Raw genomic sequence first — 14,547 nt, forward strand, 5'->3', positions numbered from 1 at the left:
GCTCCCGGCCCTTTCCGCATCCGATAGGTGCCAGTCGGCCTATAAGCCGGGTTCTGGATGGCTGCGGAATTTCTTCCGCAACGTGACGGCCATTCCTCTGGGACGCGCATTGCTGCACGCCTCGAGCAACCAACCCGGACGACAAGGCTCAGAAACCAGCCCCTCCCCGCTTGCGCGGAAAGCATCGTCCCTATTCGGTTTTGCTCCCGGTGGGGCTTGCCATGCCGGCCCCGTTGCCGGGCCCGCGGTGCGCTCTTACCGCACCTTTTCACCCTTACCTGCGGCCGAAGCCGAAGGCGGTTCGATCTCTGTGGCGCTTTCCCTGGGGTCGCCCCCGCCGGACGTTATCCGGCACCGTGTTTCCGTGGAGCCCGGACTTTCCTCCCTCGCAAGCGAGAGCGGCCGTCCGGCCGACTGGCGAGGGGGAGATGCGCGCTGGCGCGGCCGGCGTCAAGCGCGGCCGCAAAATAGCAGTCAGTTGCGAGCGGTGATGGTGCGCACTTTGGCACAGTAGGTGCGGTTGGCGCCGTTCATATGCGTCGTCATATGGCCGCTCTGGTACTTCATGACGGTGCGGCAGGTATCGCCGCCGGCCATCCGATAGGCCATCGCCAGATATTTCATGCCGTAGCGGGCGTTGGTCTCGGCATCGAGCAGCCCGTTCGCACCGCCGGAATAGCCCAGGCCGCGTGCAGTCTGATGGCGGATCTGCATCAGGCCGAAATTGCCGGCATGGGATGCGCGCGGGTTGTAGCGGCTCTCGATCCGCACCACGGCATCGGCCAACGAGAACGGAATCCCATTCTCGGCGGCATGGCGGGCGACCAGCGCCCTCAGCCCCTCGGAACCGGCCGGCGCGGCGAGCGGCGTCCTGCCGGAACGCGCCTCGGCGGCCTTGACGTGGCGGAGATCTTCCTTCGCGGCGGCGCGGGCTTCCTTGCCTGCTTTCGCCACCGCCTTGGTCGCGGCAGCGCCCAGGCTTCCAGTCGTGTCGCCGGCCTTCTCACGAGCGATTTCCGCGTCGCGAACGAGCAGCGCCCTGGGGTCCGTTTCCGCGTTCACGAATTCCCCCGCCGACGCAATCGCGGGAAGGCTAATCAGGAGCGCAGCAGCGAGACCGCCAAAGACATACCGCATGATGAACCGAACCTCATCTGGACAGAACTGATTGGAAGGTGCGGTCAAATGCTGATGGAATGTGTCCATAATCTGGCGTCATCGACAGAAAAAGACCATGTAGATTGTGCAACGCGGAATTTAATCTATATTAAGCTGTGAAGTATTTAAACGTATTCGGCGGCCCTATAAGCTTCGCCGGCGCATCGGGAGGCGCCGCGAAGCAACAAAAGCGAATCGCGGCCACGTTTCCGCCGCATTCCGATCAATTCGTACGATTCGATGCGTCAGGCCGTCGCGCTGCGGGCTCGTCGACCGGCCGCCTCTTGATCACAGCCCTTCGCGCTCCCATCATGCAGGCCGCGCTTCGGCGCATGGGATTCACGGGAGACCCGGCCTTTTATGGCTTCATCATTCTGGGGTGCGCTCGGTGGCGGCGGGCTTGGGCTCGCGCTCGGCGGCCCGTTGGGCGCGCTCCTGGGGGCTCTCGCCGGGCATGTGCTGATCGATCGCGAAGGCGCTCCCTTCGGCCCGGCCCCGCGCGAGCTCGTCTTCACCACCGGCCTCGTCGCGCTGGCCGCCAAGATGGCGCGCTCCGACGGTGTCGTGACCTGTGACGAGGTCACCGCGTTCCGGCGCATCGTCGACGTGCCGGCCGATCAGCAGGAGCGTGTCGAGGCGCTGTTCAATCTCGCCAAGCAGACCAGCGCCGGCTTCGAGGCCTATGCCACGCAGATCGCGGGCGCGTTCCATGACGAGCCGGCGCTGCTGGAGGACGTGCTCGACGGCCTCTTCCTGATCGCGGCCGCCGATGGCGCGATCCATGAGGCCGAGCATGCCTATCTCCGTGCCGTCGCCGGTATCTTCGGCATCGCCGACAGCGACTTCGCCCGCATCGAGGCGCGGCATGTCCGCCGCCGCGACGATCCCTATCTGGTCATCGGCGCCAACCGCGAGATGAACGATGACGAGCTGAAACGGCATTATCGCCGCCTCGTCGCGGCGACGCATCCGGACCGCGAGATCGCGCGCGGCCTTCCGGCCGAAGCCGTCGCGATCGCGACCAAGCGTCTCGCGGCCTTCAATGCCGCCTGGGATGCGATCCAGCACGAGCGCGGCCTGCATCGCCGCCTCTCGCATCAGCCCGCCTGACACGCCATCCCATGGACGAGATCGCCAGCCCCGCCGCCGCCAATCCCGCCTCAGCCGGGCCGGATAGCCGCTTTGCCGCCAAGATCTTCCCCTCGCCCAACCATGGCGAGCGGAAGAACCCCGATGGCACGCCCGGCCGCCGGCCCGACATGCTGATCCTGCACTACACCGGCATGCCGGTCGCGGGAGAGGCGCTGCAATGGCTGTGCAACCCGGTCTCGCAGGTCTCCTCGCATTATTTCGTCTTCGAGAACGGCCATACGCTCCAGCTCGTGCCGGAGGGCCGGCGTGCCTGGCATGCCGGCGCCTCGCACTGGGCCGGCGAGACCGACATCAACTCCTGCTCGATCGGCATCGAGATCGCCAATCCCGGCCACCCCGGCGGCCTGCCCGACTTTCCCGATGCGCAGATCGCGGCGACGCTGAACCTCTGCCGCGACATCTGCGAGCGCTGGTCGATCCCACCCGAGCGGGTGCTCGCCCATTCGGACGTTGCGCCCGGCCGCAAGATCGACCCCGGCGAGAAATTTCCCTGGCGGCATTTCGCGGAAGGCGGCGTCGGCCTCTGGACTGAAGCCCCACCGATTCGCGGCGGGCGCTTCTTCGCCCGTGGCGAGAGCGGCCAGCCGGTCGAGGCGCTGCAGGCCATGTTCGCCATGCTCGGCTATGGCGTCGCGGTCGACGGCGTCTTCGACGAGAAGCTGGAAGCGGTCGTCGCCGCCTTCCAGCGCCACTGGCGCCCGGAGAAGGTCGACGGCGTCGCCGATTCCTCCACGATCACGACGTTACGCGACCTGCTCGCCGCGACGCAGGGCGCGCGCATGGCCTGATCGCGATCCCGTGAGGAGCCGCATGCCCGGGAAGCTCTCACAAGGCTCGCTTAACTCCCCTGCTCTATTGTAGTTTGTCCGGCTAGGCGACCGGAGGGGATGGCCTTGAACATCGAGCAGCAGCGCATCGCTTCGGAGCTCTGTCGGGTTTCCGGCAAGCCCTCCTCCATCGGGGCCTGGGAGTGCAATCTCGCAAACGTGTCGCTGAGCTGGACCGACGGGGTCTACGATCTGTTCGGCCTGCAGCGTGGCTCGACGATCCAGCGTTCCTCGATCCTCGACCTCTATGAGGAAAGCTCGCGCACCGAGATGGATCGGCTGCGCAGCAAGGCGATCCGCACCGGCGAGGCCTTCTCCCTCGACTGCCGCATTCGCACCGCAAGCAACGAGAAGCGCTGGATGCGCCTGATCGTCGGCGTCGGCTATCAGCATGGCCGCCCGTTCCGCATCTTCGGCTCGAAGCAGGATGTCACCGCCGAGAAAGGCCTTTGGACAGGCCTCGCCACGCTGAAACAGCGCGATCCACTCGTCGAGCGCTCGGCTCGGCGCAGCTTCGAGGACCTCGTCGCCCAGGCCTTGCTCGACCGGCGCTTCGAACAGGAAACCTTCGCGCTGATTATGCTCGACATCGATGATTTTCACGACATCGTCGATGCTTTCGGGCCAGCGGCCAGCGATGAATTGCTGCTCCGCTTCGAAGAGCGGCTCGCCCGGCTCTTCCCCGATGCTTTCGCCAGCAGCCGCATCGGCAAGAGCCAGTTCGCCCTGCTGCTGCGGATGTCGGCCGGGCAGCAGCGCCTCGCCGCCAGTCTCGAGAACGCGCAGCATCTGTTGTCCCGCCCGATCATGCGCGGACATGCGGTGATCGACTTCACGATCTCGATCGGCGCCGTCGTCCTCAATGGCGAACGCCACCGCGATCCCGCGGCCCTCTTCGCCGAGGCCCATGCCGCGCTTCACGTCGCCGGCATGACCGGCGGCAACACCTTGCAGATGTTCGATCGTCCCCTGGCAAGCCCGCCATTGCGCCTGGCACAGTGAGTCTCGTATAGGCCCCGGCGCAGCGCGCCGGTCGCCGGCGCCTCAGCGCTTGCGCACGAACTCGGTGCGCAGCACGAGTCCCTTGATGGCATCGTGGCGGCAATCGATCTCGTCGGGATCATCAGTCAGGCGAATCGAGCGGATCACCGTCCCCTGCTTAAGGGTCTGGCCGGCGCCTTTCACCTTGAGATCCTTGATCAGAACGACGGAATCGCCGTCGGCCAGCACATTGCCGGCGGCGTCGCGGACCTCGACGCGTGCGCTCGCGGCAGCAGCAGCCGCCACCTCCGAAGCCGGGCGCCACTCGCCCGTCGCCTCGTCGTAGACGTAGTCGTCGTTATCGTCGGCCATGGTCACTCCGCCCGGCTTGCCGCCGGGCAACTCCCGACCGGCGCGGGTTAAACGAGCCGGTCCGATAATTCAACACGCCGGATCTGTATAATCGGCATCCGCGGCGTCATTCCCGGACGCAGCGAAGCGCAGAGCCGAGACTCTCGTTCAGGAAGGGACGCCGGGCTTGGCCTCCGGCAGGAGAACCCGGGTCGAGCCCGGGCATGACACCTGCTGCTTACTCCGCCGCCTGCAACCGATAGGCGGTGGCGTCGTAGTTCAGGATCGGCGCCAGCCAGCGCTCGACCTGTTCGATGCTCATGCCCTTGCGCTTGGCATAGTCCTCGACCTGGTCGCGCTCGACCTTGGCGACGCCGAAATAATAGGACTCTGGGTGCGAGAGATAGAGGCCCGAGACCGAGGAGCCGGGCCACATCGCATAGCTCTCGGTTAGCTTCACGCCGACGCGCCGCTCCGCCTGCAGCAGCTCGAACAGCGTCGCCTTCTCCGTATGGTCGGGCTGGGCCGGATAGCCCGGCGCGGGACGGATGCCCTGATATTCCTCGCGGATCAGATCCTCGTTGGAGAAGGCCTCATCCGGCGCATAGCCCCAGAACTCCTTGCGCACGAGCTGATGCATGCGCTCGGCGAAGGCTTCCGCGAAGCGATCCGCCAGCGCCTTGACCATGATCGAACGGTAGTCGTCATTGTCGCGGGCGAACTTCTCGGAGATGCGTTCCTCCTCCGCGCCCGATGTGACGACAAAGGCGCCGATATAATCGGGAGCCCCGCCTTCCGGCGCGACGAAGTCGGAGATGCACATATTCGGCTTGCCGTCGCGCTTCGAAAGCTGCTGGCGCAGGCCGTGGAAGGTCGCGAGCGGCTCCTGTCGGCTCTCGCCGGTATAGAGGCGGATATCGTCGCCGACGGCGTTCGCCGGCCAGAAGCCGATGACCGCCTTCGGGTTGAACCAGCGCTCCTCGACGATGCGCTTCAGCATTGCCTGCGCATCGTCCCAGAGCGCGCGCGCCGCCTCGCCCTGCTTCTCGTCCTGCAGGATCGCCGGGAAGCGACCCTTCAGCTCCCAGGTCTGGAAGAACGGCGTCCAGTCGATCACCGGCACGAGATCGGCGATGTCATAGGTGCGGAAGGTCCGCGTGCCCAGGAAGCTCGGCTTCGGCGGGACATAGCTCGCCCAATCCGTCTTGAAGGGATTGGCGCGCGCCTTGGCCAGCGGCAGGCGCTGCTTGTCGGCCTCCGAACGGCGATGGGCGGCGGCAACCTTGGCGTATTCGGCCTTGATGCCGTCGACATAGGCCGGCTTCTGCTCCTGCGAGAGCAGGGTCGAGACCACGCCGACAGCGCGCGACGCGTCGGTAACATAGACCGTCTGGCCCTTCTCATAGGCCGGATGGATCTTCACCGCCGTATGGACGCGGCTCGTCGTCGCCCCGCCAATCAGCAGCGGAATCTCGAAGCCCTCCCGCTCCATCTCGGAGGCGACGGTCACCATCTCGTCGAGCGAGGGCGTGATCAGGCCGGAGAGCCCGATGATATCGACGTTTTCCTTGCGTGCCGTGTCGAGGATCTTCTGCGTCGGCACCATCACGCCGAGGTCGATGACCTCGTAATTATTGCACTGGAGCACGACGCCGACGATGTTCTTGCCGATATCGTGGACATCGCCCTTAACCGTCGCCATCAGCACCTTGCCGGCGGCCGAGCGTTCGCCTCCGCCATTCAGGCGCTTCTCCTCCTCCATATAGGGCATGAGATAGGCGACGGCCTGCTTCATCACGCGGGCCGACTTCACCACCTGCGGCAGGAACATCTTGCCGGCGCCGAACAGGTCGCCGACCACGTTCATACCGGCCATCAGCGGCCCTTCGATGACATGGAGCGGCTTCTCGGCCTTCAGCCGCGCCTCTTCCGTGTCGATATCGATGAATTCGGTGATGCCGGCGACCAGCGCATGCTCAAGCCGCTTCTCGACCGGCAGCTCCCGCCAGGCCAGGTCCTTGCCGGACGTCGCGACCGAACCATCGCCCTTGAAGCGCGGCGCCGCCTCAAGCAGCCGCTCGGTCGCATCCTTGCGGCGGTTGAGGACGACATCCTCGCAGAGCTCGCGCAGTTCGGGGTCGAGATCGTCATAGGAGCCGAGCTGGCCCGCATTGACGATGCCCATATCCATGCCGACCTTGATGCAGTGGTACAGGAAGACCGAGTGCATCGCCTCCCGGACCTTCTCATTGCCGCGGAACGAGAAGGACAGGTTGGAGACACCGCCCGAGACATGGGCATGCGGCAGGGTCTCGCGGATCGTCTTCGTGGCCTCGATGAAATCGTTGCCGTAATTGTCATGCTCCTCGATGCCCGTCGCCACCGCGAAGATGTTCGGGTCGAAGATGATGTCCTCGGGCGGGAAGCCGATCTCCTCGGTCAGGAGCTTGTAGGCGCGCGTGCAGATCTCGATCTTGCGGGCATAGGTGTCGGCCTGGCCGGCCTCGTCGAAGGCCATGACGACGACGGCCGCGCCGTAGTTGCGGCAGATACGGGCATGTTCGAGGAAGGCCGCCTCGCCCTCCTTCATCGAGATCGAGTTGACGATCGGCTTGCCCTGGATCGTCTTCAGCCCGGCCTCGATGACATGGAACTTCGAGGAATCGACCATGATCGGAACGCGGCTGATATCCGGCTCCGAGGCGATCAGGTTGCAGAACTCCGTCATCGCCTTCTCGGAATCGAGCAGGCCCTCATCCATGTTGATGTCGATGACCTGCGCACCGTTGGCGACCTGGTCGCGCGCCACGTCGAGCGCGGCCGCGTAGTCGCCGGCCGTGACGAGCTTCCTGAACTTCGCCGAGCCGGTGACGTTGGTCCGCTCGCCGATATTGACGAAGGGGATGGTCTCGTCGAGCGTGAAGGGCTCGAGCCCCGCGAGCCTGAGATAGGGCTTCACCTCCGGCATCTGGCGCGGCGCCTTGCCGGCGACGGCCTCCGCGATGGCGCAGATATGCTCCGGGGTGGTGCCGCAACAGCCGCCGACGACATTGACGAAGCCGGCATCGGCGAACTCGGCCAGCATCTTGGCCGTGGCTTCGGGCCGTTCGTCATAAAGGCCGAATTCGTTGGGCAGGCCGGCATTGGGATAGGCGCAGACGAGCGTGTCCGCGACGCGCGACATGTCCTTGATATGCGCCCGCATCTCTCGCGCGCCGAGCGCGCAGTTGAGCCCGACCGTCAGCGGCGCGGCATGGCGCACGGCGTTCCAGAAGGCCTCGACCGTCTGGCCCGACAGCGTGCGGCCCGAAAGATCGGTGATCGTGCCGGAGATCATCACCGGCAAGCGGATACCCTTGGCCCGGAACACCTCCTCGATCGCGACGATCGCGGCCTTGGCGTTGAGCGTGTCGAAGATCGTCTCGATCAGCAGCAGTTCCGAGCCGCCATCGATCAGCCCCGTCACCTGCTCGGCATAGGCGTCGCGGACCTGATCGAAGGTCACGGCACGGAAGCCGGGATTGTTGACGTCCGGCGAGATCGAGAGCGTGCGGTTGGTCGGGCCGATGGCGCCGGCGACATAGCGGCGGCGGCCATCCTCCTTTTGCGCGATGGCCCCTGCCTCGCGGGCGATGCGGGCGCATTCGACATTCAGCTCGTAGACCAGCGCCTCCATGCCGTAATCGGCCTGGGCGATCGAGGTGCCGGAGAAGGTGTTGGTCTCGACGATGTCGGCACCGGCCCGGAAATAGGCGAGATGGATGTCGCGCAGCGCATCGGGCTGCGTCAGGGCGATGATGTCGTTGTTGCCCTTGAGGTCGTGGTTGAAACCCTTGAAGCGCTCGCCGCGGAAATCGGCTTCCGAAAGCTTGAGGTCCTGGATCTGCGTCCCCATCGCGCCATCGAGCACGAGGATGCGTTCCCGCGCGGCCTGGCGCAGCGAGCGCTCGATCTCGGCGCCATCGACCGGAGCTGGCTTGTAGTCGGACATCAGTCTACTCCGCCGCCACGGCCTGCGCCGCCGGCTTCTCGGGCTTGAGGCCGACGAGATGGCAGATGGCGTAGACGAGGTCGGCCTTGTTCATCGTGTAGAAATGCAAATCGGTGACGCCGCGGTCGATCAGGTCGAGCACCTGCTCGGCGCAGACGGCCGCCGCCACCAGCCGGCGCGTCGCGGCGTCGTCTTCCAGCCCCTCGAAACGGTCGGCCAGCCATTGCGGCACGCTGGCGCCGGTCTTGCGGGCGAAACTCGCCGTCTGCTTGAAGTTCTGCACCGGCACGATGCCGGGCAGGATCGGGATCTCGATGCCGCGCGCGCGAACCTTGTCGAGATAGCGGAAATAGACGTCGTTATCGAAGAAGAACTGGGTGATCGCCCGGGTCGCGCCGGCATCGACCTTCTTCTGCAGCGCATCGATGTCGGCATCGAGCGAGGCGGCCTCCGGATGCTTCTCCGGATAGGCCGAGACCGTGACCTCGAAATCGCCGATCGCCTTCAGGCCGGCCACGAGATCGGAGGTCTGGTGATAGCCCTCCGGATGCGCCTCGTAGGTCGTCCCGAGGCCGCCGGCCGGGTCGCCACGCAGCGCCACGACATGGCGCACGCCGGCATCCCAATAGGAACGGATCACCTCGTCCACTTCCGCTTTCGAGGCCGAGACGCAGGTGAGATGCGCAGCCGGCTTCAGCGCGGTCTCCTCGACCATGCGCTTCACCGTGGCGTGGGTGCGCTCGCGGGTCGAGCCACCGGCGCCATAGGTCACGGAGACGAAGCTGGGGCCGAGCGGCTCGAGCCGGCGCACACTCTCCCAGAGAGCAACCTCCATCTCCTCCGACTTCGGCGGGAAGAATTCGAAGGAGACGCGCGGACGGCGCGAACCGTGCCGGCTCGGGCGAAAGGCATTCATCAGGCAACCTCGAGATTGATCTTGCGGGCCGGCGGATCGGCCTGGACGCGCCGGTCGCGCCCGCGCCAGAGCATGACCGGGAGCTGGCCCGAGCCGCCATCGGCGAGCGTCACCTCCTGCGAGAGATCGCAGGCGAGCCCGGCCTCAGTGAACCAGCCCGCGATTTGCTGGCGCGAAAAGCCGAGCCGGCGATGCGCATGCTCGCTGCGCAGGAATTCCATCTCGTGCGGGGCGAAATCGACCACGATCAACCGACCGCCCGGCGCCAGCATGGCCGCAGCCTCGCGCACCGCCCGGCCGGGATCGTCGAGGAAATGCAGCACCTGATGGACGACGACGAGATCGAAGGAGCCGCGCGCGAAGGGCAGCGCATAGATGTCGCCCTGCCTGAGCTCGACGCGCGAGAGCCCCGCCTGCTCCAGATTGGCGCGCGCCACCGCCAGCATCGCATGGTTCGCGTCGACGCCGACGGCCCGGCCGAATTTCGGCGCGATCCGCTCCAGCATCCGCCCCGTTCCGGTGCCGAGATCGAGCATGGCGCCGGGCGTGCCCTCGCCCACCGCCCGCTCGACCGCCGCCTCGACGACATGATCGGGCACGTGCAAGCCGCGCAACCGGTCCCAGTCGCGCGCGACGCTGGCGAAATAGCTTTGCGCGGCCTCGGCCCGCGTCGCCCTGACGGCGGCGAGCCTTTCACCGTCGGCGGCGAGCACCGGATCGCTCAGATCGAGCCATGCGGCGAGCGAGGCGGCGAAGGCCCCGCCCGGCCCGGTCTCGTCGAGCCGGAAGAAGGCCCAGGCGCCCTCGCGCGAGCGCCGCACCAGCCCGGCCTCGGCCAGGAGCTTGAGATGGCGTGAGATGCGCGGCTGCGACTGGCCGAGAATGTCGGTGAGATCGGAGACCGAGAGCTCCCCCTCGGAGAGCAGCGCGATGATGCGCAGCCGCGTCTCCTCGCCGGCCGCCCTCAGGCCTGCCAGAAGCACATCGGAGGACAATGCCGTCGGCTGTCGCACGCAAACACCTCCCACGCTCGAAAAAAGATATAAAGATATCTTTATGTCAAAAGCGTCGTTCGTGCAAGCGAATTATCGTGCGGAAAACAGGACGACGTTCCGCGGCGCGCCTGCGCCGGACGTCTCGCGCAGCGCGGCTGTGGTTTCCGAGCCTGGTGAATTGGGGATGGCCTGGGGTGCGCCCCCGGATCTGCCTGACTGACGGCTCCACCGCCCGGCCGCGCAGGGCAGGCCGACCTTGTTCACGGCAGCGCCCATCGACGATGGGACAATTCTCCGCCGCTCCAACCGGAGCGGCGGGTCGCATAGGTCACGAGATCGGTTGGTTCAGAGGAGCTTCAGATCCCCTGCCGCAGTCTTGCCGCGCTCCGTCTTGAGCTCGAACGCGATTTTCTGCCCTTCCGTCAGCGTCATCATGCCAGCTTCCTTTACGGCAGTGATGTGCACGAACACATCCTTGCCGCCGTCCGCCGGTTGAATGAAGCCGTATCCTTTCTCGGTATTGAACCATTTAACGGTTCCGGTCGCCATCGCCATATCCCTCGAAGCCGCGCCCACCAGCCCTCGGACCGCAATCCGCAAGCCGGCAATAAAGAATTGACCGAAAATTCGACCTTGTCGAGGCCAAAGGCAAGGCAGACGAAACGTTGTGATTTAAGACTTCGCCAAGATCACCCGCCACTGACCTCTATGGGGAACGAAGCGTCGGGATGGAATTCGCCTTCACCCGAGGCGGGAATGCCATGCCGCCTCCCCAAAGGGCCGTCACCGCACGCCACCCCGAGCGAGAAGGCACCCGCCGAGCCTTGCCGGCCGGAGCCTGACTTTGCGGAATGTAGCCGCTCCGTTTTGCCTGCAACTGCCCCGACCCCGTCGCCTGCGGCATAGCGGCCTGCTCCGGGAGTGTTGCCTGCCACCGCCATCTGTGCGACCGAGCAGGTCTCGACTGTCCAGGGCATTGTCGTGGCGAAAATCGGTTTTCGCGAAGGCAATGCCGAGAGGAATTTGGAGCCGCAACGACCATGGCCCAGCCCCTGACCATCGAAGATCTGCGCCTGCTGGCGAAGCGCCGCGTGCCGCGCATGTTCTACGATTACGCCGATTCCGGCGCCTGGACCGAGGGCACCTATCGCGCCAACGAGGCCGACTTCGCCAAGATCAAGCTGCGCCAGCGCGTCGCCGTCGATATGACCGATCGATCGCTCGCCAGCGAGATGATCGGCCAGCCGGTTGCGATGCCCGTCGCGCTCGCTCCCACCGGCCTCACCGGCATGCAACACGCCGACGGCGAGATCCTCGCCGCCAAGGCCGCCGCCAAGGCGGGCGTGCCCTTCACGCTCTCGACCATGAGCATCTGCTCGATCGAGGACGTGGCGAACCACACCAGCGCGCCCTTCTGGTTCCAGCTCTATGTGATGAAGGACCGCGACTTCATCTCGCGCCTGATCCAGCGCGCCAAGGCCGCCGGCTGCTCGGCCCTGGTGCTGACGCTGGACCTGCAGATCCTCGGCCAGCGCCACAAGGACATCCGCAACGGCCTCTCCGCCCCGCCGAAGCCGACGCTGGCCAATCTCATCAACCTCGCCTTCAAGCCGCGCTGGTGCCTGAAGATGCTGGACACGCCGCGCCGGCAGTTCGGCAACATCGTCGGCCACGTCACCGGCGTCGCCGACATGTCCTCGCTCTCCTCCTGGACCGCCAGCCAGTTCGACCCGAAGCTGAACTGGGACGATGTCCAGTGGATCAAGGAGCAATGGGGCGGCAAGCTGATCCTGAAGGGCATCCTCGATCCCGAGGACGCCGAGATGGCCGCGAAAAGCGGCGCCGACGCCCTGATCGTCTCGAACCATGGCGGCCGCCAGCTCGATGGCGCGCTGTCCTCGATCGAGGCCCTGCCCGGCATCGTCGAGCAGGTCGGCAACCGCATCGAGGTGCTGTTCGACGGCGGCATCCGCTCGGGCCAGGACGTGCTCAAGGCGGTCGCGCTCGGCGCCAAGGGCACCTTCATTGGCCGCGCCTTCCTCTACGGGCTCGGTGCGATGGGCGAGCAGGGCGTGACGGCCGCGCTCGACATCATCCGCAAGGAGCTCGACGTCACCATGGCGCTCTGCGGCAAGCGCGACATCAAGGATGTCGACGCCAGCATCCTCGTCGGCGGCAAGCCGAAGCACTGATCGACCGGCAGGGAAGACGCGCCGTGAGACGGCAAGACGATGTATCGGTCGAGGCGGCCGGGCCGGCCGCTCGGGCCGCGTCCGCTGGTGCGGGCACGGGGTGGTGGCGGCTGAACGGCCCCTCCTTCGCCGAGCGCCTGGCCGCCGCCGCCAACCGGCCGGCCGGCTTCGACTATCTGCGCTTGCTGCTCTCGACCCTCGTCATCGTCACCCATGCGGTCGGCGTGGCCTATGGCGTCGGCGAGACGCTGCGTGTCTTCGGCGGCGCATGGCGCCCGGCGGTCGCGCTGATCCTGCCCATGTTCTTCGCGCTCAGCGGCTTTCTCGTCGCCGGCAGCCTCGAGCGCTGCCGGTCGCTGATCTCCTTTCTCGGCCTGCGCCTGATCCGGCTGGTGCCGGCGCTCGCCGTGGAGACCTTTGCCGCCGCCATCGTCATCGGCGCGATCTTCACGACGCTGCCGCTGACGGAGTATTTTAGCAGTCCGCTCTTCCGGCAGTATTTCCTGAACATCCTGGGCGTCGTCCAGTTTCTCCTGCCGGGCGTGTTTCTGGGCAATCCCTGGTCAGGACTGGTCAACGGCCAGCTCTGGACCCTGCCCTGGGAGCTGTACTGCTACCTGATCATCGCCGGCATCACCGCGCTGGGGCTGTTGCGCCGGGAGGATCGCGCGCTTGCAACGATCCTCATCGTCCACGCCGTCATTTTCGTCATCTACGTCCTGATCAGGCGTCACCAGCCGGGCGTCACCGTTTCGGGCCCCGTGCTGATCCTCTGCTTCCTCTATGGCATCGGCGTCTATCTGTTCCGGAAGCGGATCATCTGGAGCAACGCGCTGTTCGCGCTGGCCCTCGCCGCGACGCTGCTGGGGCTGAGCGTCCCCGGCGGCGACTACCTGATCGCCCTGCCCTGCGCCTATCTCACCGCCTTCCTCGGGCTCACCAGCCCGCGCCGCAGCTGGCTGGTCTCGTCGGGCGACTATTCCTACGGCCTGTTCCTCTACGGCTTCCCGATCCAGCAGGCCGTGGTCGCGACTTTCGGCGCCGGGGGCCAGCCCTGGTGGGCCAATGCCACCATCTCCTGGTGCCTGGCCTTCGCTCTCGCCTTCCTCTCCTGGCATCTCGTCGAAAAGAACGCCATGAAGCTACGCCCCCGCCTCCTTGCGACCGAAGCAAGCCTGCTCGCGCGCCTGCCAGGGCCGGTTGCCTTCACCGGCTGGCTCCGCTCCCGCCGCGTCCTTGTCGCCCTTGCCATCGTTCTCATCGCCGCCGCGGCAGCCGGCACCTATCTCGCGCTGCGCAAACCGGCGGAGAACTTCCCGCTACTGGCCCGGCTCGCGGTCATCAACGCCCATATCGGCGAGGCCGATCCCGACTATGTCTTCATCGCGGGCGATTCCAATGCCGAGATGATCAACGCGACCCATCGCCTCTGCGGCCGCAATGTCGTCAATGCCGGCATCAGCGGCGCCAAGATGACGGATATGAACGGCCATTGGGCGACATTCGCCTTTACGAAGAAGCCCGGCAGCATCGTCATCCTGATCGGCACCAACGATCTGCATCGCAAACGCAAGCCGACCCAGCCGAAATACCTCGACGCCTTCGAACGCAATGCCGACCGGCTGATCGCCAGCGCGGCCGCTCTGTCCACAAAGGTCTTCGTCGCCGCGGTTCCCCCGGCGGAGCCCGGAATGATCAAATATTACGAGCCGGCAGCGGTGGTCGCGCTGTCCGAGAGGCTGAAGCGGGCCTGCGATCGCCACGCCTGCACCTTCATCGACCCCTTCGCCGGCACCCGCGACGGAACCGAGGGCTTCGCCAAGCCGGACAGCACCCATGACGGCATCCATGTCCGCTCCTATCGGGACGCCATGGCATCGGTCGAGGCCCAAATCTGCAGCTGACCGGGCAGCGCTCTGCACTCTGGCGCATGGATCTCGTTAGACCGCCGGCCCGGAAACTGGTCTGGCCCGGCGGATCAAAT

The 14,547-nt window shown here is 66.1% G+C and carries 11 protein-coding genes and 1 other RNA gene; 5 read left to right on the top strand and 7 right to left on the bottom strand.

The annotated features are described in order from the left end of the window. Window positions 1-26: 26 nt before the first annotated feature. Both rnpB and AB6806_RS07020 read right to left on the bottom strand, forming a co-directional pair. Window positions 27-418: RNase P RNA component class A (rnpB, locus tag AB6806_RS07015), an RNA gene on the bottom strand. Between the two features lie 56 nt (window positions 419-474). Next, window positions 475-1,062 carry a lytic transglycosylase domain-containing protein gene (locus AB6806_RS07020; protein WP_185747937.1) on the bottom strand — a complete coding sequence of 196 codons (588 nt, stop codon included), beginning with the start codon at window positions 1,060-1,062 and terminating at the stop codon, window positions 475-477. Window positions 1,063-1,518: 456 nt separating this feature from the next. On the opposite strand from AB6806_RS07020, the gene AB6806_RS07025 reads away from it, so the two are divergent. The 3 genes from AB6806_RS07025 (at window position 1,519) to AB6806_RS07035 (ending at window position 4,139) form a co-directional block, all read left to right on the top strand. Beyond that, window positions 1,519-2,268, top strand: a complete 750-nt coding sequence (locus AB6806_RS07025) for a TerB family tellurite resistance protein (protein ID WP_370954346.1) — start codon at window positions 1,519-1,521, stop codon at window positions 2,266-2,268. Window positions 2,269-2,279: 11 nt separating this feature from the next. Further along, complete coding sequence (locus AB6806_RS07030; protein WP_142021790.1) at window positions 2,280-3,098, top strand: N-acetylmuramoyl-L-alanine amidase; 819 nt, start codon at window positions 2,280-2,282, stop codon at window positions 3,096-3,098. 105 nt (window positions 3,099-3,203) lie between these two features. Next, window positions 3,204-4,139: a diguanylate cyclase domain-containing protein gene (locus AB6806_RS07035; protein ID WP_370954347.1), complete on the top strand. Its 936-nt coding sequence runs from the start codon at window positions 3,204-3,206 to the stop codon at window positions 4,137-4,139. Window positions 4,140-4,181: 42 nt separating this feature from the next. Here AB6806_RS07035 and AB6806_RS07040 read toward each other — a convergent pair whose 3' ends face one another. The 5 genes from AB6806_RS07040 to AB6806_RS07060 form a co-directional block, all read right to left on the bottom strand. Next, the gene (locus tag AB6806_RS07040) at window positions 4,182-4,490 is read right to left on the bottom strand and encodes an alkylphosphonate utilization protein (RefSeq protein WP_038358901.1); all 309 of its coding nucleotides are present in this window, start codon (window positions 4,488-4,490) and stop codon (window positions 4,182-4,184) included. 217 nt (window positions 4,491-4,707) lie between these two features. Next, window positions 4,708-8,460, bottom strand: a complete 3,753-nt coding sequence (gene metH / locus AB6806_RS07045) for a methionine synthase (protein ID WP_142021788.1) — start codon at window positions 8,458-8,460, stop codon at window positions 4,708-4,710. A 4-nt stretch (window positions 8,461-8,464) separates the two neighbouring features. Beyond that, on the bottom strand, window positions 8,465-9,376 hold the full coding sequence (gene metF / locus AB6806_RS07050; protein ID WP_113252494.1) for a methylenetetrahydrofolate reductase [NAD(P)H]: 912 nt from the start codon (window positions 9,374-9,376) through the stop codon (window positions 8,465-8,467). Then, window positions 9,376-10,389 (bottom strand): ArsR/SmtB family transcription factor, encoded by a 1,014-nt coding sequence (locus tag AB6806_RS07055; protein WP_370954348.1) that lies wholly within the window; start codon window positions 10,387-10,389, stop codon window positions 9,376-9,378. The genes metF and AB6806_RS07055 overlap by 1 nt, the downstream gene beginning before the upstream one ends. Before the next feature lie 327 nt (window positions 10,390-10,716). Continuing rightward, complete coding sequence (locus AB6806_RS07060) at window positions 10,717-10,920, bottom strand: cold-shock protein (protein WP_038358911.1); 204 nt, start codon at window positions 10,918-10,920, stop codon at window positions 10,717-10,719. A gap of 491 nt (window positions 10,921-11,411) precedes the next feature. Here AB6806_RS07060 and AB6806_RS07065 point away from each other — a divergent pair, with 491 nt between their 5' ends. Both AB6806_RS07065 and AB6806_RS07070 read left to right on the top strand, forming a co-directional pair. Beyond that, complete coding sequence (locus tag AB6806_RS07065) at window positions 11,412-12,563, top strand: alpha-hydroxy acid oxidase (protein WP_038358912.1); 1,152 nt, start codon at window positions 11,412-11,414, stop codon at window positions 12,561-12,563. Between the two features lie 23 nt (window positions 12,564-12,586). Next, a complete protein-coding gene (locus AB6806_RS07070) occupies window positions 12,587-14,467 on the top strand; it encodes an SGNH/GDSL hydrolase family protein (RefSeq protein ID WP_185747936.1) in 1,881 nt (626 codons plus the stop codon). Window positions 14,468-14,547: the final 80 nt, after the last annotated feature.

Origin of the sequence: Allobosea sp. RCC_152_1 (genome assembly GCF_041360765.1) — a bacterium.
Lineage (GTDB): Bacteria > Pseudomonadota > Alphaproteobacteria > Rhizobiales > Beijerinckiaceae > Allobosea > Allobosea spartocytisi.